18 protein-coding genes and 1 pseudogene are annotated in these 19,922 nt (G+C 65.4%); 10 read left to right on the top strand and 9 right to left on the bottom strand.

Going from position 1 to position 19,922, the window contains the following annotated elements; all coding sequences use genetic code 11:
• Window positions 1-25: 25 nt before the first annotated feature.
• Genes BRX37_RS04065 through BRX37_RS04055 form a run of 3 tightly spaced genes read right to left on the bottom strand, consistent with a single transcriptional unit; the run spans window position 26 to window position 2,487 of the window.
• Window positions 26-559, bottom strand: a complete 534-nt coding sequence (locus BRX37_RS04065) for a Smr/MutS family protein (protein ID WP_164522406.1) — start codon at window positions 557-559, stop codon at window positions 26-28.
• Window positions 560-568: 9 nt separating this feature from the next.
• Window positions 569-1,834 (bottom strand): murein transglycosylase A, encoded by a 1,266-nt coding sequence (gene mltA / locus BRX37_RS04060; RefSeq protein ID WP_125985632.1) that lies wholly within the window; start codon window positions 1,832-1,834, stop codon window positions 569-571.
• A complete protein-coding gene (locus tag BRX37_RS04055) occupies window positions 1,831-2,487 on the bottom strand; it encodes a Tim44/TimA family putative adaptor protein (protein ID WP_125985631.1) in 657 nt (218 codons plus the stop codon). Before BRX37_RS04055 ends, mltA begins: the two co-directional genes overlap by 4 nt.
• A 221-nt stretch (window positions 2,488-2,708) precedes the next feature.
• Between BRX37_RS04055 and secB the strand changes: the two genes are divergently transcribed.
• The 5 genes from secB to BRX37_RS04030 all read left to right on the top strand — a co-directional run bounded on the left by secB (window position 2,709) and on the right by BRX37_RS04030 (window position 8,189).
• Window positions 2,709-3,212 (top strand): protein-export chaperone SecB, encoded by a 504-nt coding sequence (gene secB, locus BRX37_RS04050; RefSeq protein WP_004210332.1) that lies wholly within the window; start codon window positions 2,709-2,711, stop codon window positions 3,210-3,212.
• Window positions 3,213-3,335: 123 nt separating this feature from the next.
• Window positions 3,336-4,910 (top strand): murein biosynthesis integral membrane protein MurJ, encoded by a 1,575-nt coding sequence (murJ, locus tag BRX37_RS04045; RefSeq protein WP_125985630.1) that lies wholly within the window; start codon window positions 3,336-3,338, stop codon window positions 4,908-4,910.
• A gap of 21 nt (window positions 4,911-4,931) precedes the next feature.
• Window positions 4,932-5,936 carry a tryptophan--tRNA ligase gene (trpS, locus tag BRX37_RS04040; protein ID WP_004210335.1) on the top strand — a complete coding sequence of 335 codons (1,005 nt, stop codon included), beginning with the start codon at window positions 4,932-4,934 and terminating at the stop codon, window positions 5,934-5,936.
• A 210-nt stretch (window positions 5,937-6,146) separates the two neighbouring features.
• Window positions 6,147-6,794, top strand: coding sequence for a DUF4136 domain-containing protein (locus tag BRX37_RS04035; protein ID WP_004210337.1), 648 nt, complete (start codon window positions 6,147-6,149; stop codon window positions 6,792-6,794).
• Between the two features lie 138 nt (window positions 6,795-6,932).
• Entirely contained in the window at window positions 6,933-8,189 is a 1,257-nt protein-coding gene (locus BRX37_RS04030; RefSeq protein WP_125985629.1) for a dicarboxylate/amino acid:cation symporter, read from the top strand.
• 493 nt (window positions 8,190-8,682) lie between these two features.
• On the opposite strand, the gene dapE is transcribed toward BRX37_RS04030, so the two are convergent.
• Window positions 8,683-9,825 (bottom strand): succinyl-diaminopimelate desuccinylase, encoded by a 1,143-nt coding sequence (dapE, locus tag BRX37_RS04025; protein ID WP_125985628.1) that lies wholly within the window; start codon window positions 9,823-9,825, stop codon window positions 8,683-8,685.
• A 53-nt stretch (window positions 9,826-9,878) separates the two neighbouring features.
• Here dapE and BRX37_RS04020 point away from each other — a divergent pair, with 53 nt between their 5' ends.
• Both BRX37_RS04020 and BRX37_RS04015 read left to right on the top strand, forming a co-directional pair.
• Window positions 9,879-10,325: a cupin domain-containing protein gene (locus BRX37_RS04020; protein ID WP_125985627.1), complete on the top strand. Its 447-nt coding sequence runs from the start codon at window positions 9,879-9,881 to the stop codon at window positions 10,323-10,325.
• The gene (locus BRX37_RS04015) at window positions 10,322-11,359 is read left to right on the top strand and encodes a S66 peptidase family protein (RefSeq protein ID WP_206434111.1); all 1,038 of its coding nucleotides are present in this window, start codon (window positions 10,322-10,324) and stop codon (window positions 11,357-11,359) included. Before BRX37_RS04020 ends, BRX37_RS04015 begins: the two co-directional genes overlap by 4 nt.
• A gap of 58 nt (window positions 11,360-11,417) precedes the next feature.
• Here BRX37_RS04015 and BRX37_RS04010 read toward each other — a convergent pair whose 3' ends face one another.
• On the bottom strand, window positions 11,418-12,719 hold the full coding sequence (locus tag BRX37_RS04010) for a dipeptidase (RefSeq protein WP_125985626.1): 1,302 nt from the start codon (window positions 12,717-12,719) through the stop codon (window positions 11,418-11,420).
• 81 nt (window positions 12,720-12,800) lie between these two features.
• Between BRX37_RS04010 and aat the strand changes: the two genes are divergently transcribed.
• Complete coding sequence (gene aat / locus BRX37_RS04005) at window positions 12,801-13,553, top strand: leucyl/phenylalanyl-tRNA--protein transferase (RefSeq protein ID WP_125985625.1); 753 nt, start codon at window positions 12,801-12,803, stop codon at window positions 13,551-13,553.
• A gap of 35 nt (window positions 13,554-13,588) precedes the next feature.
• Here aat and BRX37_RS27225 read toward each other — a convergent pair.
• The 4 genes and pseudogenes from BRX37_RS27225 to BRX37_RS03985 form a co-directional block, all read right to left on the bottom strand.
• Window positions 13,589-13,759 (bottom strand): annotated as a pseudogene (locus BRX37_RS27225) (DUF2155 domain-containing protein); the annotation flags it as partial.
• A 242-nt stretch (window positions 13,760-14,001) separates the two neighbouring features.
• Window positions 14,002-14,400 carry an NADH:ubiquinone oxidoreductase subunit NDUFA12 gene (locus tag BRX37_RS03995; protein ID WP_004210347.1) on the bottom strand — a complete coding sequence of 133 codons (399 nt, stop codon included), beginning with the start codon at window positions 14,398-14,400 and terminating at the stop codon, window positions 14,002-14,004.
• Between the two features lie 50 nt (window positions 14,401-14,450).
• Window positions 14,451-15,008, bottom strand: a complete 558-nt coding sequence (locus tag BRX37_RS03990) for a DUF192 domain-containing protein (RefSeq protein ID WP_125985624.1) — start codon at window positions 15,006-15,008, stop codon at window positions 14,451-14,453.
• 48 nt (window positions 15,009-15,056) lie between these two features.
• The gene (locus BRX37_RS03985; RefSeq protein ID WP_125985623.1) at window positions 15,057-15,581 is read right to left on the bottom strand and encodes a regulatory protein RecX; all 525 of its coding nucleotides are present in this window, start codon (window positions 15,579-15,581) and stop codon (window positions 15,057-15,059) included.
• Window positions 15,582-15,744: 163 nt separating this feature from the next.
• Between BRX37_RS03985 and BRX37_RS03980 the strand changes: the two genes are divergently transcribed.
• Both BRX37_RS03980 and BRX37_RS03975 read left to right on the top strand, forming a co-directional pair.
• Window positions 15,745-17,505, top strand: a complete 1,761-nt coding sequence (locus BRX37_RS03980; RefSeq protein WP_097382184.1) for a fatty acyl-AMP ligase — start codon at window positions 15,745-15,747, stop codon at window positions 17,503-17,505.
• A 108-nt stretch (window positions 17,506-17,613) separates the two neighbouring features.
• A complete protein-coding gene (locus BRX37_RS03975) occupies window positions 17,614-19,917 on the top strand; it encodes a putative bifunctional diguanylate cyclase/phosphodiesterase (protein WP_125985622.1) in 2,304 nt (767 codons plus the stop codon).
• The last annotated feature ends 5 nt before the right edge of the window (window positions 19,918-19,922 follow it).

The following is a 19,922-nucleotide window of genomic DNA, read 5'->3' as shown; positions in this document are numbered from 1 at the left end:
AAGGTCAGTGGCTGCGCAAATTGCGTCATTTTTTGCGGCGCAGGATCAGGTAGATGGCGCCGTCGCCGCCATGGCGGGGATGGGCGATGCGCACGCTGGCGATGCGATCGGCATAGGGGCTGGTCTCCAGCCAGTGACCGATCTCGCCCCGGATCGCGCCGCGCCGGCTCGAATCCCCGTGGCTGCTGGCTTTTGGCGGCTTGCCGGTCACGACCAGCAGCACCCGCACATCACGGGCCAGCGCCGCCGCAAGCGCCTGATTAAGCCTGACATGGGCGCCGGCCAGATTATGGCCGTGCAGGTCGATCGACATGTCGGGGGCGATGTTGCCGCTACGGATTCGTTTTTCCCAGCCAGTGTCGAGCACGGCTGCCGGCGTGCGGGCGGGCGTGATCGGCACCGCCTTGGCAGGCTGCGGCGTTAACCTTTTTTCCGGGATCGGCGCCGGGGCGACAACCGGCAGGGGCGGACGGATCAGCCCCGGCCGCAGCGGCCGGACCGAGCGCGTCAATGCGCCCCAGAGCGCCTGCTCTTCAGAAGATAGGGTCCGGCGTCGCATGGCGCGCGATCACGGGCGCGCCAGCCGTGCGGCGGACCCGATCGGCAGCAATATCAAGGCACTGCCACGGGCTGACATGCCGCCGGCAATGCCGCGCGCGCGGTCGCCCGCGCCCCAGAAACTGTCGAACCGGTTGGCCCCCTTGATCGCGCCGCCGGTATCCTGGGCGATCCAGATGCCATTGGGTTCGGCCCTATCAAGCGACAGCAGGACGGGGGCGCCCAGCGGAATATATTTGGGGTCGGCCGCCACCGTCGCCTCGGCCGTCACCGGTACGCCCAGCGCGCCGATCGGTCCTGCGCCGGTCAATTCACGGAAGAAGACGAAGCTCTTATTCTCGTTCATGATCGCCGCGCCCTCGGCGGGGTGGGCGCGCAGATATTGCATGATGTCCTGCATCGACCCGGCCTGGATCAGGCCGCGATCCTTCATCAGCTTGCCGATGCCGGTATAGTCGCGCCCATTCTGCCCGTCATAGCCGATGCGCATCACCCCGCCGTCGGGCAGGGTCAGCCGGCCGCTGCCCTGGACCTGCAGGAAGAAGAATTCGACCGGGTCCGCCGCCCAGGCCAGTTCCAGCCCGCGGCCGGCGAGCGATCCGTCGACGATCTGCGATCGCTCGTCGAACGGCACGAAATTGCTGCCCTGCACCTTGCCGCGAATGGTGCGGCCCTTCAGGCTTTCGCTGAACAGGCCAAGGTTGACGTCGATCAGTTCCGCCGGGCGGCGATAGATCGGCACCTGATAGCCGGGCTGGCGGGTGCGCGATCCGGCGATTTCCGGCTCATAATAGCCGGTGACGAAGGCCTTGCCCTCGCCCACCTGCACCGCCTCGAAATAGCGGGAGAAAAACTCGGCCGCGGTGGCTTCGGGCCAGCTCGACGCCGCGCTGCAGGCGCTGTTCCAGTCCGATCCGCGCGTCAGCCCGCTCTGGTCGGTGCGCTTCATCAGCGTCGGACAGGAAATGCGAAAGGCCTGCAGGGCGGCGCGGGCGCGCTCACCGGACGGGATCAGGCTGGCAATGTCGGGGCCGGGCGTAACGCCCAGACCAGCGGCATTGGCCTGGTCCGTGGACAGGTCGCCTGGCGATACGGTCGGCAATTTCGGCGGCAGGGTGGGGCGGGGCGTGGCCGGAACCGGCCGGGTCGCACCTTCGCCGCCACCGCTTGGCCGGCTTGGCGCAGGGCCGCTGGCCGATGGCGGAATCACGCCGCCCGCGCAGGCGGACAGCATCAGCGCCGCAAGCAGCGCTCCCCCCGAATGACGCAGGCTCACGCCGCCTCGTCGGTTTCGCTGAGCTTCCAGTTGGGATCCGCGCTGCGGATGTCGCGGGTGAAGGTCCAGATATCATTGGTGCCGACCGCGTCGGTCAGCGACCCGGCGATGACATTGCCGTCCTTGTCGCGGGTGACGGCAGCGATGTCCGCCTCGAACCGCAGCGAGACTTCGGCGATACGGCCATTGACGCTGGCATCGACGATCTGCGCCTTCTCGATCCGCACCAGGCGATTGTCGAGCACATGGCCCTCCGCTTCGCGCGCCGCGATCGCTTCCTCGAAGGAGCCGAGCACTTCGGCATCGCACAGCCAGGCCAGTTCGTCGCGATCACCGCGCCAGAAGGCTTCCAGCACCATCTTGTAGGCGCTCTTGGCGCCCTCGACGAATTGGGGCACGTCGAAGCTGCGATCGGCACTGATCAGCGCACGGACGCCTGCTTCGCCAGTCGGGGTAATGAGGCCTTCGGCCAGACGAACCGAATCGCCCGTCGCTTCCGGCATCGGGCGGGGCTGTAATCCGCCCACCTTGGCGCGTTCCTCCGCCGGACGCAGCGCAGGCTCCTGCTCATGGCCCGTCCGCTTTCCAAGAACGGAATAGAGCCGCAGTGCCAGGAAGCCGGCAATCATGGCGAGGATGACGATCACGTACACGGAGGCAAATACCCTTTGTTCGGGATGATGTTCCATCAACATAGGCATGTTTGCACGATACTTCAAATATCGGCTTGCCCTGTAATGCGCAGCAATTGGCCGACGTTGCTTCCTGTCGGGCGGCATTGCCCTGATCTTTCGCCACTGCTAAGCGCGCGGATCGATATCGCGGGCCGTTCCGGCCCTTCGAGCAACGAACGATCAGCAAGGATTTGAGGACAATGGCCGACGAAGCCGACACCATCCAGACCAACGTGACCGGCAATGGCGCCGACACCGCGCCGCAGATTGCGCTGATCAGCCAATATGTGAAGGATCTGTCGTTCGAAAATCCGAACGCCCCGGCCGTTTACCAGTGGCAGGACCAGCCCCAGATCGACGTCCAGTTCAACATCGGTGCCGACCGCGTCGGTGACGAAGTGCTGGAAATCGCCCTGAAGATCGAAGTGAAGGCCGTCGCGCCGCAGGGCACCGCCTTTGCCGTCGAACTCGTCTATGCCGCGCTGTTCGGCATGCGCAACGTGCCCGAGGACCAGATCCAGCCCTTCATGCTGGCCGAAGCGCCGCGCCTCGTCTTCCCCTTCGCGCGCCGCGTGCTGGCCGACGCGATCCGCGACGGCGGCTTCCCGCCGCTACTGCTCGATCCGATCGATTTCGGTGCGCTCTACCTGCAGCAGGCCGAACAGATGCAGCAGACCGCAGGCGAACCCGCCGGCCACGCCTGATTGCATCATGAATACCCATCCGTTCGCCCTGAGCCTGTCGAAGGGCGCGGCTGAGCGTAGCGAAGCCCCTTCGCTACGCTCAGGGCAGGGCTTCGACTTCGCTCAGCCCGAACGGAGCTTGCCATGAAACTGGTGAAGGCCCTTGGCTCGGTCGGCGGGCTGACGCTCGCCAGCCGGGTGCTGGCGCTGGTGCGCGATTCGCTCGCGGCTCGTTATGTCGGCGCCGGCTTCGCGTCGGACGCCTTCAACGGCGTCGCCTTCCGCCTGCCCAACATGTTTCGCGCGCTCTTTGCCGAGGGCGCCTTCTCCGCCGCCTTCATCCCGTTGTTCAACAAGAAGGCAGCCGGACCGGGCGGCATGGCCGATGGCTATCATTTCGCCGAGCGGGCGCTGGCCGTGCTGCTGCCGGTCCTCATTCTCTTTACGATCGTCCTGCTGGCGGCCGCCTGGCCGATCACCTGGGCGCTGTCGGGCGGCTTCTCGCGCCAGAATCCGACGCCGGACCAGTTCGCCTTCGCCGTCACTCTGTCGCGCATCACCATTCCCTATCTTGCGTTGATCAGTCTGGCTTCTTTGCTGGGCGGCATCTTGAACTCGCTCGACAAATTCTGGGTCAATGCGGCCGCGCCGATCCTGCTTAACGTCGCGATGATCGCGGGCCTGTGGTTCTTCCACGGCGCCGACGAATATGAGACCGCGCGAGTGCAGGCCATGTCGGTCACGGTCGGCGGCGCGCTGCAACTGCTCTGGCTGATCTGGGCCTGCAAGCGGGCCGGCGTCTCGATGAAATTGAAGCGTCCGCGCCTCGACGCCGATGTGCGCGAGCTGCTGCGCCTGATCGTGCCGGCCGCTGCCGGCGCCGGCGCGTCGCAGATCAACCTCTTGATCTCCACGGCGCTGTCGGGCTGGCTGCTCGCCTCGGGCTCGATCACCTATATCTATTATGCCGACCGGTTGAATCAGTTGCCGCTCGGCCTGATCGGCATCGGCCTTGGCACCATTCTCCTGCCCACCATTTCGCGCATGCTGTCGAAGGGCGAGGATCAGGCGGCGATGGAGACGCAGAACCGGGGCATCGAACTCGCCCTGTTCCTGACCCTGCCGGCGACCGTCGCCTTCATCACTGTGGCCGAACCGATCGTGCGCGGCCTTTTCCAATATGGCCGCTTCAGCGCCGAGGATGCGATGCGCTGCGGCTGGGCACTCTCCGCCTTCTCGATCGGCCTGCCCAGCTATGTGCTCGTGAAGGTGCTGACGCCGGGCTATTATGCGCGCGGCGATACGAAGACGCCGGTGCGCTATGCGATGCTGTCGATCGCCATCAATATCGTCGGCAATCTCGCGATGATCCCGACGCTCGGTCATATCGGGCCGCCGCTCGCCACCGCGCTCTCCTCGACCGTCAATGTCGCGATGCTTTATCGCGCGCTGGTCGCGCGTGGCCATTTCACCGCCGATCCGCAGTTGCGCCGCCGCATTCCACGCCTCGCCGTGGCGGCCGTGGTGATGGGGCTGGCGCTCTGGGCGGGCGAGGATCTGCTCGATTCGATGCTCTCGGGCACGATGGTCAGCCGCTATATCGGGCTTGCCCTGCTTGTCGGCGCGGGCGTCGCGCTGTACGGGCTGGCATGCTTCGTCACCGGCGCCTATCGCCTATCCGACCTCAAGGCGCTGATGCGGCGGCGAGGCACCCCATAATCAACAGAATGGATTAGAGTAATGCGCGTCCTTTCCGGCATCCAGCCCACCGGCAATCTGCACCTTGGCAACTACCTTGGCGCGATCCGCAACTGGGTGAAGATGCAGGACGAGATGGACGAAGGCAGCCAGTGCTTCTTCTTCCTCGCCGACATGCACTCGATCACCGTGCATGAAGGGCGCGAGCAGCGCATCCGCAACGTACGCGACATGGCCGCCGCCCTGGTCGCATCGGGCATCGATCCCGATCGCTCGGTCCTCTTCAACCAGGCGCGCGTGCCGGCCCATGCCGAACTCGCCTGGCTCCTGAATGGCACCGCGCGGATTGGCTGGCTCAACCGCATGACCCAGTTCAAGGACAAGGCGGGCAAGGACCGCGAGGGCGCGTCGGTCGGCCTGTTCGTCTATCCGGTGCTGCAGGCGGCCGACATCCTGCTCTATCAGGCGACTCATGTCCCCGTGGGCGAGGACCAGAAGCAGCATCTGGAACTGTCGCGCGACATTGCCACCAAGTTCAACACCGATTTCGGCGTCGATGTCTTCACCCTGCCCGCCCCGATCATCCCCAAGGAATCGGCGCGCATCATGTCGCTGCGCGACGGCACGGCGAAAATGTCCAAGTCCGATCCTTCGGACCTGAGCCGCATCAACCTCACCGACGAGGATGATGCGATCATGACCAAGGTGAAGAAGGCCAAGACCGATCCCGAACCGCTGCCCGAAACGGCGGAAGGTCTGGCCGGTCGTCCGGAAGCGACCAACCTGATCGGCATCTACGCCACCCTGTCGAACAGCACGCCTGACGCGGTCTGTGCCCAGTTCGCGGGCAAGGGCTTCGGCGCGTTCAAGCCGGCGCTGGGCGAATTGCTGGTTGAAACGCTGCGGCCGATGCGCGAGCGTTTCGTGGAACTGCGCACCGACGATGCCGCGCTCGACGCGATCCTCGACAAGGGCGCGGCCAAGGCGGCGGCAGCGGCCGAACCGACCTTGCGCGCGGCCTATGACGCCATGGGCCTGATGCGCTGAGTGATGCCCTGATGCCACAGGGGGCGGGGAAAGAGTCCGTTCCCTGTGGCAGGCATACGGAATGGGCGCCGCCGCTCCGTCCCTTCATTGACCGGACATGGCTTGCGTCCAATCGACGGGTTGGTGCGTTCAAACGATGTTCAGTTGCGTTTTGCTAGAGCAGGGCGCAAGAAGACTAACAGGCATCCGCCTGATTCAGGACGCGAAAAAATGAAAGCTTTCAGCAAGATCGGCCTTTTCGCAGCGCCCGCGCTGGCGTTGGTGGCCCTGTCCGGCTGCGCCACGTCGTTCAAGGCGGACGTCGCCCGTTTCCAGCAGCTCCCCGCACCCGCAGGGCAGAGCTACACGATCGTCGCCGACGATCCCAAGCTCGCCGGTGGGCTCGAATTTTCCCATTATGCCCAGATGGTCGGGCAACGCCTGACCCAGACCGGCTATGTCGCCGCTGGCGATCCGGCCAAGGCCGACCTCATCGTGCGTGTCGCCTATGATGTCGACAATGGTCGCGAGCGTGTGCGCTCGACCGGTGGTTTCGGCCCGAGCCCCTATTTCGGCGGCGGCTGGGGCTATGGCCGTTGGGGTCGTCCCTGGGGCTATGGCTTCTATGATCCCTGGCTGTTCGGCGGTGCCGGCTTCAACGACGTGTCGAGCTACACCGTCTATACCAGCGACCTCAGCATGAAGATCGATCGTGCGGCCGACAATCTGCGCCTGTTCGAGGGCAAGGCCAGCGCCCAGTCGCTGTCGAACAAGCTGACCTATCTGGTGCCCAATCTGATCGACGCGATGTTCACCAATTTCCCCGGCCAGAATGGCGAGGATGTGAAGATCACCCTGCCGCCCGAAAAGAAGGGCTGAGCAGTCAAGATACGGTCGGCTCCCAGCCAGACCAAAATTGCCCGGCGGTCCCTGCGATCGCCGGGCTTTCTTTTTGCCTGCAAGCTTTTAGGCTGATCGGCAGGGAAGCGATGCCGTCACGCGTCAGGGGGAATGCACATGTCGTTGAAGGTCAGGATCATGATCGCGCTGGTCGCAGGGCTGGCGTGCGGCATTGCCCTGTCGGAATTTGGCGGCGCGCTGGATGCGCGCATCGTCGATATCGCCCAGCCGGTCGGCAAGGCCTGGCTCAACGGGCTCCAGATGCCGCTCATTCCGCTGATCTTTGCGCTGCTCGTCACAGGCGTTGCCTCCGCGGCCAGCACGGCGCGGACCAGCGGCACGGCGACCCGAACGCTGATCCTGTTTGCGCTGCTGCTCACGGCCTCGGCGGCTGTCGCGGCACTGCTGGGGCCGTTGCTGCTGCAATTCTGGCCAGTGCCGGCTGGCGCTGTGGGGGCGCTCACCGGGGCGGGGCCGGCCAGCGAGGTGCCCGGCGTTCGCCCGTCCGCCGAATGGTTGCTGGGTTTCATCCCGGCCAACCCGATCCGCAGTGCGGCCGAGGGACAGGTGGTCGCCGTCGTGCTCTTCGCCCTCGTCTTCGGTTTTGCCGTGACGCGCGTGGCGGAGGAGCGGCGCGCCGCGCTGACGGGCTTCCTCGCGGCGCTGGTCGATACGCTGCTGATCGTCGTCGGCTGGGTGTTGTGGCTCGCCCCGATCGGGGTGTTCGCCCTGGCACTGGTGGCCGGTAGCCGCTCAGGCCTCGCCACCGCCGGGGCGCTGCTCCACTATATCGCCTTCATCGTCCTCATTTGCCTGGCCGTGACGGCGCTGGTCTATCCGTTGGTGATCCTGCTGGGCCGGATCGCGCCCGGTCGTTTTGCCCGTGCGGCCTTGCCGGCGCAGATCATCGCCTTTTCGACGCAAAGCTCGATCGCCTCGTTGCCGGCGATGATTGCGGCCAGCGACGGGCCGCTCGAAATACGCGAAAGCACCCGGTCGATCGTCCTGCCGCTCGCCATCTCGCTGTTCCGTATCACCAGCCCGCCGGCCAATCTCGGCGTTGCCCTCTATGTGGCGGCGATGAACGGGGTAGCGCTCGGCCCGGTGCAGATCATGCTCGGCGTTGTGGTCGCCGCGATCGTCAGTCTGGCGGCCGTCGGCCTGCCGAGCCAGATCACCTTTTTTACCACCACCGGTCCCATCTGCCTCGCCATGGGCGTCCCGGTCGAGGCGCTGCCGCTGCTGCTGGCTGTCGAAACCGTGCCGGACATTTTCCGCACCGTCGGCAATGTCACCGCCGACATGGGCGTAACCCGCATCATAGATAGATCCGGCGCGATACGGACTGAAAGAGATATAGCGGAAAATGTTTGAGAAGATTTATACAATTATTCGGTATATTTATTTATGACTATTGTGTGAGATATTATTGTTGTCAAAGATGCCACGTCGTCAGCGATGCAGGCGTACGATGAGGTGTAAGCCCGCTTTCATGGACTAAGGCCAACTGGCGGGCTGTCATGTAACCGCATTACCGTTCTTTAACTGGTGTCTCTTCGTGGATCGCTCCAAACGGTGCGCCACGGAGAAATTTGATGAATCAGAAAAGGCTGCTGGCCCGATACTAGCTGGTCTTATGTTGATGAATTCGGGGTCTGGTGCCCGTCCTGCTCCACGCAGATCGCAAAGGTCGAGGAACTTACGGCCGATTGGCGGGAGCCTGCGAAATGCGGATGCGGATATCCCGAAGAGGAATGATCGCGGAGCAGAGGGCAACTGCTCCCTGTTCAAGATGTGATCATTCTCACCGGTCATGCCGGGCTTGGGCGCCCGCTCTGGACGAATTGCTTCCAGGCAGACGGTTAATCTAGCCCCGCAGCGCCCGTTCCGTGATCAGCTGATAGATGCGGGTCAGGTCGTGCAGGTCGGCGACCGCGACGGCCTCGTCCAGCTTGTGCATCGTCGCATTGTTGAGGCCGAATTCGGCGACCGGGCAGAGGCGCGAGAGGAAGCGTGCATCCGACGTGCCGCCGGTGGTCGACAATTCGGTGTCGAGGCCCGTCACGTCGCGGATCGCATCGCTGATCAAGGTGGAGAGCGTGCCCGGCTGCGTCAGGAAGGGCTCGCCGCTGATCTTGGCGTCCACCGTGCCGCCCTCGCTCGCCGCGATCGCGCTGATCCGCTCGATCAGCGACGCGCCGCTATGCTGGTCGTTGAAGCGGATCGAGATGCGCGCCGTGGCCGCAGCCGGGATGACATTATGCGCGGGGTTGCCGACTTCCAGGTCGGTGATCTCGATATTGCTGGGCTGGAACCAGTCGGTGCCCGTGTCCAGCACCTCCGCGTCGATCTTGGCCAGGATGCGGACCAGCGCCGGGATCGGATTGTCGGCCAGGTGCGGATAGGCGACATGGCCCTGCGTGCCCGCCATCTTGATCCACATGTTGACCGAGCCGCGCCGGCCGATCTTCACCACGTCGCCCAGCCGGGCCGAGGAGGTGGGTTCGCCGACCAGGCACATGTCGGGGTGCAGCCCATGGGCGACCATCCGGTCCATCAGCGCCAGCGTGCCATAGGTGGCCGGGCCTTCCTCGTCGCCGGTGATGATCAGGCTGATCGTGCCAGGCAGGCCGTCGGGCAGTTCGTGCAGCGCCGCGACGAAGGCGGCGATCGCGCCCTTCATGTCGACCGCGCCGCGGCCGTAGAGCAGGTCGCCGCGCACCACCGGGGTGAAGGGATCGCTGGCCCAGCCATGGCCGGGCGGGACGACATCGAGATGGCCGGCAAAGGCGAAATGCGGTCCGGCACCGGTGGTGCGCCAGGCGAGCAGATTTTCGACCGGGCCGTCGGGCGCGACGCCGCTGACGAAACGGTCTACGGTGAAGCCCAGCGGGACCAGCATCGCTTCCAACTCGGCGAACACATCGCCGACGGCCGGGGTGACGGAGGGGCAGGCGAGCAGGCGCTCGGCCAGGGCCAGGGCGTCGTGATTGGTGCTGGTCTTGGTCATGGGGCAGCGTTAGCGAAAGCCGTCTTTCTTGACCAGCGCAGAGGAGAGGGGCCATGCCGAAGATCGATCTCGCCGCCATTCCCCAGAGCAATGCCACCGGCTATCCGGGCGATCATGCGCTGACGGTCGCCGGTCGCTACTATCGCCGGCTCGGGATCGCGACGGGGCTCGCCGATTTCGGTGTCAGCCATGTCGTGCTGAAACCCGGCGCAGCCTCATCGCAACGCCATTGGCATCAGGGCGAGGACGAATTTGTCGTCATGCTGTCGGGCGAGGCGGTGCTGGTCGAGGAGGGCGGGCGTACGCCGATGGCACCGGGCGACATGGCGGCCTTTCCCAAGGGTGTGGCGGATGGCCATCATCTGCTTAACGAAAGCGATGAGGACTGCGTCTTCCTTGCCTTTGGCCGTCCGTCTGTCAGTGATTGCCATTATCCCGATATCGATCTGCACCTGTCCGGTGGGGTCTATCGCCACAAGGATGGGAGCGTTTTTGCATGATGGATCGTCGTGGGTTGCTGGCCGGAATAAGTGGTGCTGTGGTCGCGGCGGGCGTGCCCTCGGTTTCGGCAGCGGCGCCCGCCGGGCTGATCCGGCCGCCGCGCTTGCGCGAAGGGGATGTGGTCGGCCTGGTCGAGCCGGCGGGCTTCACCGATGACGCCTTCGACCTGGACCTGGTCATGGATACGATCCGGGCGATGGGGCTGAAGCCCAAGGCCGCGCCGCATCTGGTCGAGCGCTATGGCTATCTGGCGGGCAAGGATGCCGACCGCGCCGCCGACGTCAACGCCATGTATGCCGATCCGGAGGTGAAGGCGGTGTTCGCGGTGCGCGGCGGCTGGGGCTGCGCGCGCATGCTGCCCTATCTCGACTTCAAGACGATTCGCGCCAATCCCAAGCTGTTGACCGGCTTTTCCGACATCACGGCGCTGCACCTGGCCTTTGCGGCCCGCGCCGGCTTCACCACCATCCACGGCCCCAATGCCGCCAGCGGCTGGGGCAAGCTCAGCTGGGACAGCTTCCGTGCGGTGGCGTTCGACGGGGCGACGCCGACCTATGTCAATCCGGTGGGGGCGGAGGATCGGCTGGTGCCGCGCAGCGGCCGCATCCGCACCTTTGGTGGCGGAAAGGCGAGCGGCCGGCTGCTGGGCGGCAATCTCACGGTGCTGACGGCGCTGATGGGCACGCCCTGGCTGCCCGATTTCACCGGCGCGATCCTGTTCGTGGAGGAAACGAACGAGGCGGAATATCGCATCGACCGGATGCTGACCCAATTGTCGCTGGCGGGCATATTGCCGAAGCTTGCCGGATTCGTCTTCGGCCAATGCACCAGCTGCACGGCCACCGGCGTGTCCTATGGCGGCTTCACTTTGTCGGAAGTGCTGCAGCAGCATCTGGCGCCGCTCGGCATCCCCGCTTTCCAGGGCGCGCTGTTCGGCCATGTCGCCAACCAGTTCAGCCTGCCGGTCGGCGCCCGCGCCGAAATCGATGCGGACGCGGGCACGATCCGGTTGCTGGAGCCGGCGGTCAGTTAGAGCCTGATCGTTTGAGGTGGAAGCGCTTCGCGCTTCCAGCGATGGCGTGAATCAGGCTCTACTCTTTTGCTGCAGCTTTGGCATCGTCCAATGAGGCGACGGTGCCATTGCCGATCGGCTCGCCTTTCATCCCGTCGGCAACCTTCTCGGCCGCCGCCATGACACGCAGCACATTCTCGCCGGCCAGCTTGGCGATGTCGGCATCGCTCCAGCCGCGGCGCATCAGTTCGGCCAGCAGCGCGGGATAGGTGGCGACGCTGCCCAGCCCTTGGGGCAGCGATCCCACGCCGTCGAAATCGCTGCCGATGCCAACATGGTCGACGCCCGCGACCTTGGCGATATGGTCGATATGGTCGGCCACCATCGACAGGGTGACGACCGGTTCGGGATTGGCCTTTTCCCATTCCGCCAGCGCCTTCTTCGCGCCCTCGGGATCACCGATATAAAGGCCGCCAAAGGGCGGGGCGTTATAGCGGGCCATTTCCGCGCTGCGCGCCGCGCTCCAGACCCGGCGGGCCTCCGACACATATTGCGGCGCGAAATTGACCATGACCACGCCGCCATTGGCCGCGACCTGCTGCAGGATCGCGTCGGACACGTTGCGCGGTGTGTTGCACAGCGCCCGCGCGCTGGAATGGGAGAAGATGACTGGTGCCTTGCTGATCTTCAGTGCGTCCAGCATCACGCCTTCGCTGACATGGGCGAGGTCGACCAGCATGCCCAGGCGGTTGAGTTCATGCACCACCGCCTCGCCGAACGGGGTGAGGCCGTCATGCTGCGGATTGTCGGTGGCGCTGTCGGCCCAGGCGATGGTCCGGCTGTGGGTCAGCGTCAGATAGCCGGCGCCAAGGTCATGATAGGCGCGCAGCACGGCCAGGCTGCCGTCGATCTGGCCGCCGCCTTCGACCCCGATCATCGACGCGATCCGTCCGGCCTTGTGCGCGGCACGGACCTCGGCAGCGGTGGTGGCGAGGGTGAAGTCCTGCGGGTAGCGGCGGGCGAGGCTGTGGACCAGTTCGATCTGCTCGACCGTGTCCTTCACCTGCTGCAGTTCGGGCAGGTCGGCCGACACCCAGACGGACCAGAATTGCCCGCCCATCTGCCCGGCACGCAGGCGGGTGATGTCGGTATGATATTGGCTGGGATCGAGCCGGTCGAGCGGCATGGTCCAGCGGGCGTCCCCGGCCTTGCCGGCCATCGCTTCGGGCCAGTCATTATGGCCGTCGATCAGCGGGGTGGCCTTCAGCACCTTGGCGATTCGCGCGGCATAGGGATCGGATGCGGGCGCGGCCGAGGCGGCGAAGGGGAGGGCGACGGTGGCGAGGAGCAGCGGCAGGGCTGCGAGGCGGAGGGATATCATGGCGCGGGAGACTAGGGGGGCGACGGATCAAGTCAATCGCGGCTGGCGGGCGGGTACGACATTGGTTAGACCCTTGAATCGATGACGATCGATCCGCTGTTGCTGCTGCAGGCCTATGCCATCGGCGTGTTCCCGATGTCCGATGACCGGCAGGCCGACGATGTCTATTGGGTCGAGCCCAAAAGGCGGGCGATCCTGCCGCTCCATGGCCTTCACCTGTCACGTTCGCTGTCAAAGACGATCCGGCAGGACAGGTTTCGCGTCACCGCCAACCGCGCCTTTGCCGGCATCGTCGCCCTATGTGCGCAAGCCGCGCCCGATCGTCCGTCGACCTGGATCAATGGCCCGATCGAGCGCGCCTATCGCCATCTCCACGAACTGGGTTTTGCCCATTCGATCGAATGCTGGGACGGGGATGAACTGGTCGGCGGCCTCTATGGCGTGGCGCTGGGTGGTGCCTTTTTCGGCGAGTCCATGGTGTCGCGTCGCACCGACGCGTCAAAGGTGGCGCTGGCCTGGCTGGTGGCGCGGATGCGCTTTGGCGGCTTCAGCCTGCTCGACTGCCAGTTCATGACCGATCATCTGCGCAGCATGGGCGCGCAGGAAATCAGCCAGCGCGACTATCTTCAGTTGTTGGGCGTTGCCGTCGGCGACGTGCCGCTGGGAACGGGCGACGCGGTGCTGTCGGCCGGTTCGGGCGCGGCGGCCGAACTGGCGTTTGCGCCGCTGGCCGGCGATGCGGCGGCAGGCACCTTGCCCTTGTCGCCCAGCTTGACCGTGGCAGGACCGCTTTCGGGCCATTCCATCGTGCAGCTCTTGACCCAGACGTCATAGACCGGGTGCTGGACGACATTGCGGTCGGGCCGTTCGCGGAACAGCCAGCCGGAAAAATTGCGGCGCCACTTGCCGTCGGAACTGCTGCGCACGTCCAACTGCACGAAGGCGCCGGTTTCCTGCACATTTTCCCAGGGGGCCGTGGTCTCGCACGCCTGCAGGCGGACGATGGCGTCGCCGACGCGCAGCGCCTCGCCGGGCTTCATCGTCAGGTCGCGGGTCAGGCCGTTGCGCTTGTTGAGCAGGCCTATGACGGCGGTGCGCTCGGCCATCGGCGTACCGGACAGGCTGGCCTCGTCCGCGTTGCGGATAGGCTGGCCCTCGATCTTCACCGGGCCGCTCTGATTCGCTTCTGGCGCATCATTGCGACCGCAGGCCGCCAGCAGCGCGCACCCCAGAAGCGGCGCGCCAAGCAGGATCGGCGGGAATCCCCCCGCCGGACGCCGAATCATGCCGCGTCGGGGCTCCATGCCTCGTAATCGCCGGTCGCCTTCTGGCGCTGGCCGCCCTTTTCGAGCGCGCCCGAGGGACGATAGGCGTTGGCGGTGCCGGTCGCGTTGGGGGTGAATTCCTTTTCCCAGATGCGCGGCGGCGGCAGGAAGCTCTCGGGCGTGCCCTCGATCGAGTGGTGCAGCCAGCCATGCCATTCGGCCGGCACGCGGCTCGAATCATTGGCGCCGTTATACATCACCCAGCGGCGCGTCAGGCCGTTCGGATCGACGCCGCCTTCATAATAGACATTGCCCTGATGGTCCTCGCCCACTTTCGTGCCCTTGCGAGCCGTAAAGAGCCAGGTGCCGAAGGTGGCGCCATTCCACCAGGTGAAGATGTTTGCCAGGATACCCATGGCCGATGCGCTTAGCCGTTGGGATTGACGTGGGCAAGGACGATATGGCCCTAACGGGCGGTTGTCGGGCAGAAATTGAGGTCGATCGCGCTCTTGCCGTCGGTTGTTGCGCATTTGCCCCAGGATAGGCGGTCGCCTTCCTTGATGCCCAGTTCCGCGGCGCGGCCGCCGCGCAGTTCCAGCACCGCCACCACCGGCACGCCGGCGGACACCGGCTCGCGCGAATAGGGGGCGACATTGGCGCCGATGAAGGCGATCGTGCCGTCGGTATGAATGAACAGCATGTCGAGCGGGATGATCGTGTTCTTCATCCAGAAGCTGGCGGTGCGCGGCGGCTCCATCGGGAACAGCATGCCCTTGTCGGCATCCAGCGCCTTGCGGAACATCAGCCCCTGTTCCTGCTCCGCCTCGGTCCGGGCGACTTCCACGTCGAAGCGATGTACCCCCTTCGCCGTGTGGATGACGAGGGGGAGCAGCGCGCCCTGCGGCGCGGCGGCCTGGACATTGCCGCTGTCATTTGCGGCGTCGGCGCCGGCATCGGGCTTGGCAGAGCAGGCCAGGAGCAGCGCGGGCAGGGCGGCGGCGAAAAGCAGTCGGGTAAGGATCATGCGATCCTGCCTAGCGGGTTTCGGGGAGGTGCGGGAGAGAATTAACCCTCAATCCTCCGCTTCGGGGAAGTCGCCGGGTGCTGCATCGACCCAGCGCCGGGCCAGGGCATAATCATGGCCGGCGCGCAGGAAGGCGGCGATCGCCTTTTCCCGTCCCTTGGGATCGGGCGCCTGCATTGCATAGGGGCCGATCCGCTTGCGTCGGGCGAATCGGTCGGCAGCCGCCCAGCGATCAGCCTGTGCCTGGGCATCGGCCGCGCCACGATCGGCCTCCTCTATGCCGGCGGCGCGCAGCGTTTCGGTGATGCGGCGGGCGCCGTAGCCGCGCCGACCGAGCGCCGCGCTCTTCATCAGGGCAAAGCCGCTGTCGTCGACATAGCCAAGTTCCGCGAAGCGGGCGACCAGCGCTTCGGGATCGGCCGGCGCTTCCCCGCCCCATCCGCGCTCGCGCAATTTGCGCGCAAGATAGGCGAGCAGCTTGCCGCGGCTGGTCGCGAACCGGCCGACATAGCGCAGCGCCAATTCGCGCAAGGCGTCTTCGTCCAGGGGGGGGGGCGGGCGTTTGCTGGTCATGACCGGTCGTGCATTGTGCGCCATCATGCGCTAAGCGCCATCTTTATGCCACAGTCGGGCCGGAATTTTACCGCGCCTTATGGTCTAGAAGCACAGGCTGGATTGAAACTATCCGGTGCAAGTCGACGTCAAAACTGATAGCGGCCGCCGGAATATGACAGATATGACATTGGGTGACACCAATATGACGGGTTCGCAGATTATGATGGCACCTACGCCGACCAACGATGTTCTTCCGCGCCGCTTCTCCGATTTCGAGACGTTGGGCGAAGCGTTGGATTATGCGGCGCAGGGCAAGCGCGGTCTCAATTTCCATGATGCGCGCGGCAATCTGGCGCGGCCCTATCCGTTCAGCGAACTGCGCGAGGACGCGATCGCCTGTGCCCATCGCCTGATTGCTCATGGCGTGAAGCCGGAAGACCGCGTCGCTCTGGTCGCCGAAACCGGCGCCGACTTCGCCATGCTGTTCTTCGGCATCGTCTATGCCGGCGCCTGGCCGGTGCCGCTGCCGTTGCCGACCAGCTTTGGCGGCAAGGAAAGCTATATCGACCAGCTCAATGTCCAGCTGTCGAGCTGTGACCCGATGCTGTTCCTCTTCCCCAAGGAACTGGAGGACATGGCGGGCGAATCCGGTCGGCAGAAGTCGGTCGAGAGCATCGCCTTCGAGGATTTCATCGCCCGCGAGGCGGTCCCCTGCGACCTGCCGCAGGCCAAGGGCGAGGAAATCGCCTATCTGCAATATTCGAGTGGTTCGACCCGCTTCCCCCATGGCGTCGCGGTGACGCACCATGCGCTGCTGTCCAACCTGTCGGCGCATAGCCATGGCATGGAAGTGCAGGAAAGCGATCGCTGCATCAGCTGGCTGCCCTGGTATCATGACATGGGCCTGGTCGGCTGCTTCCTGTCGGTCGTCGCCAATCAGGTGTCGACCGACTATATGAAGACCGAGGATTTCGCCCGCCGTCCGTTGGCCTGGCTGGACCTGATCAGCCGCAATGAAGGCACCTCGATCAGCTATTCGCCGACCTTCGGCTACGACATCTGCGCGCGTCGCATGTCGAGCCAGACCAAGGCAGCCGACCGTTTCGACCTGTCGCGCTGGCGCCTGGCCGGCAACGGTGCCGACATGATTCGCCCCGACGTGATGCAGAGCTTTGTCGATGCGTTTGGCGATGCCGGCTTCAGCCCCAAGGCGTTCCTGCCGAGCTATGGCCTGGCCGAAGCGACCCTGGCGGTCACCATCATGCCGCCGGGCGAAGGCATCATCGTCGAACTGGTCGAGGAAACCGACCTGTCGGGCGGTGCCGCACCGGAAGGCCGTCCGCAGCGTTTCCGCTCGATCGTCAATTGCGGCAAGCCCGCCAAGGACATGATCGTCGAGATCCGCGACGAGGATGGCGGCCTGATGAACGAGCGCCAGATCGGCAAGGTCTGGACCACCGGCCCCTCGCTGATGGTCGGCTATTTCCGCGATCCCGAAGCGACCGAGGCCTGCATGGCGGATGGCTGGCTGGACACGGGCGACATGGGCTATCTGTCCGATGGCTATCTCTACATTGTCGGCCGCGCCAAGGACATGATCATCATCAACGGCAAGAATCACTGGCCCCAGGATATCGAATGGGCGGTGGAGCAGTTGCCGGGCTTCAAGCAGGGCGACATTGCTGCCTTCGCGATCACCACGCCGGGCGGCGAGGAAGCGCCGGCGGTGCTGGTCCATTGCCGCACCTCCGACAATGAGGAGCGTTCGCGCCTGCGCGACCAGATTCGCGAGCGGGTTCGCGCCATCACCGGCATGAACTGCGTCGTCGAACTGGTGCCGCCGCGCACCCTGCCGCGCACAAGTTCCGGCAAGCTCAGCCGGTCCAAGGCACGCAACCTCTATCTGACCGGCGAGATCCGTCCTTACGATATCGCTGCCTGATCGGGCGACGCATACCGATTGATAACCATTGCCTGCTAGGCCGGGCATGTGGGTATCGAGCAAGGGCAATCCGAAACCGACCGACAGGGACGGGGCTCGCTAAGGGCGATGATGGGGCTCGCACGCCTCGTCGATGAAGCCGATATGCGCGTCCTGACTGCCCAGTTGCAGTCGGCAGACAGCGTCGCGCTGCTGCGTCTGGCGATGAACGTTTTCGGCCTGCTGTTCCTCTGGCGCGTGTTCGGCAGCCATGTTTCGGCGACCGTCATGATCGGCTGGAGCGTCGCGCTGATCGGTGCCGTCGCCGTCAGTGCCCTGTTGATCCATCGCCGGAAGATCGGCGCCGGCGGCTTGCCGCAGGCGCGCGACCTGCGCCGTCATGCCCTGACCGGTCTGCTGCACGGTCTGGTCTGGGCGGCCTGCATGACGCTTTTTTCGAGGGGAGAGGGGGCCGAGCATCTGGTGGCGCTCTGGACCCTCATCAGCTGCATCATGGTGTGCGGCGCGATCAGCTATGCGGCGACGCCGCTGGCCGCGATCGCTTTCCTGGTGCCCTGCATCGTCGGCCTGTCGGCGATGTTCGACGGCGAAACCCTGTTGCCGCTGCGGGCGCTCGCCACCAGCTATGCACTGTCGCTGCTGGTCGGCTGCCTCATCTATGCCCGCACCTTCGCACGCCAGCACAGCACCACGGTCCAACTGGCCGAGCAGACCGAAGTCGTCAGCCTGTTGCTGCGCGAATATGAGCAGGGCGCGTCCGACTGGCTGTGGCAGACCGATGCGCTGCGCCGGATCAGCGGCGTATCCCAGCGTTTCGCCGAAAGCGTCGGCATGACGCCGCAGGCGCTGGAAGGGGCGCCGCTGGTCCAGGTTCTGGCTGGCGCCGGATGGGAAAGCGGCCGCTTCGCCTCCAGCCTGCATAGCCTGGCGGATCATCTCAAGCGGCGGGAGAGCTTCAGCAATCTGGCGTTGCCCGTCGATGTGCAGGGGCGCACGCGCTGGCTCGAACTGTCGGCCTCGCCCCGCTATGATGACAATGGCAATTTCCAGGGCTTTCGCGGTGTCGGGTCGGACATCACCGTCCAGCGGGAATCGGCCGACAAGATCGCCCAGCTGGCGCGGTTCGACACGCTCACCGGCCTGCCCAACCGCGCCCATCTGCGCGATGCGCTGGACCAGGCGATGGCCGACACCGGCAATCGCCGGCCCGGCTGCGCGTTCCTGATGCTCGATCTCGACCGGTTCAAGGCGATCAATGACAGCCTGGGCCATCAGGTCGGCGACCAGCTGCTCAGCCAGGTGGCGCAGCGCCTGCGCCATGTCTGTGGCGGTGTCGGTTTTTGCGGGCGCATCGGTGGCGACGAATTTGGCGTGGTGATTGCGCGGATCGACGATGACCGGGCGGTAGCGCGCCTGTCGATCGCGATCATCGACGCGCTGTCGGCCCCCTATCAGATCGATCAGCATGTGCTGCATGTCGGGGCGTCGGTCGGCTCGGCCGTCTCGCCGATCGACGGGCATCAGTCCGAATCGATTATCCGCAGCGCTGATCTGGCGCTCTATCGCGCCAAGGACGAAGGAGGCGGCGTCCATTGCCCCTATGAGCCGCAACTGCATGCCAAGGCCGAGGAACGGCAGCGGCTGGAACAGGCACTGCGCGAGGCGCTGGAGAAGGATCAACTCCATCTTCTCTATCAGCCGGTGGTGGATGCGACGTCCGGCGTGATCACCGGGTTCGAGGCGCTGGCGCGCTGGACCCATCCCGAACTGGGGCCGATCCCGCCGTCGAAATTCGTGCCGGTGGCCGAAGAGGCTCGGCTGATCGGGCCGATCGGCGAATGGGTGCTGCGCACCGCCTGCCGCGAGGCGATGCGCTGGCCCGCGCATATAAGGGTTGCCGTCAACGTGTCGGCGGAGCAACTGCACCAATCCAACTTCATCTCCGCGGTGATCAATGCGCTGGCCCAGAGCGGGCTCGATGCGCGGCGGCTGGAGCTGGAGGTCACCGAAAGCGTGTTCATGCATGAGGATGACGGCGCGCTGCGCGTACTGGATCAGTTGCAGGCGATGGGCATACAATTGTCGCTCGACGATTTCGGCACCGGCTATTCCTCGCTCGGCTATCTCAGCCGCACCCGTTTCAACACGATCAAGATCGACCGCAGCTTCGTCGTCGGCGCGGCGCATAACACACCGGAGAATCTGGCGATCATCCGGGCGGTGGTGACGCTGGCGGAAAGCCTGGGCATGTCGACCACGGCGGAAGGGGTGGAAACCGCGACCGAACTGGACATGGTGCGCCGGCTGGGCTGCAAGAAGGTGCAGGGCTATTATTATGGCCGTCCGATGCTGCCGCAGGATGCGGCGCGCCTGTTCCCCGATCCGCCGGCGCAGGCCTGCGCCGTAGGCTGAGGCAG

This window comes from Sphingomonas sp. S-NIH.Pt3_0716, assembly GCF_003950715.1.
In the GTDB taxonomy this organism is placed as follows: Bacteria; Pseudomonadota; Alphaproteobacteria; order Sphingomonadales; family Sphingomonadaceae; genus Sphingobium; species Sphingobium yanoikuyae_A.
This window is presented reverse-complemented; position numbering and strand designations above follow the sequence as displayed.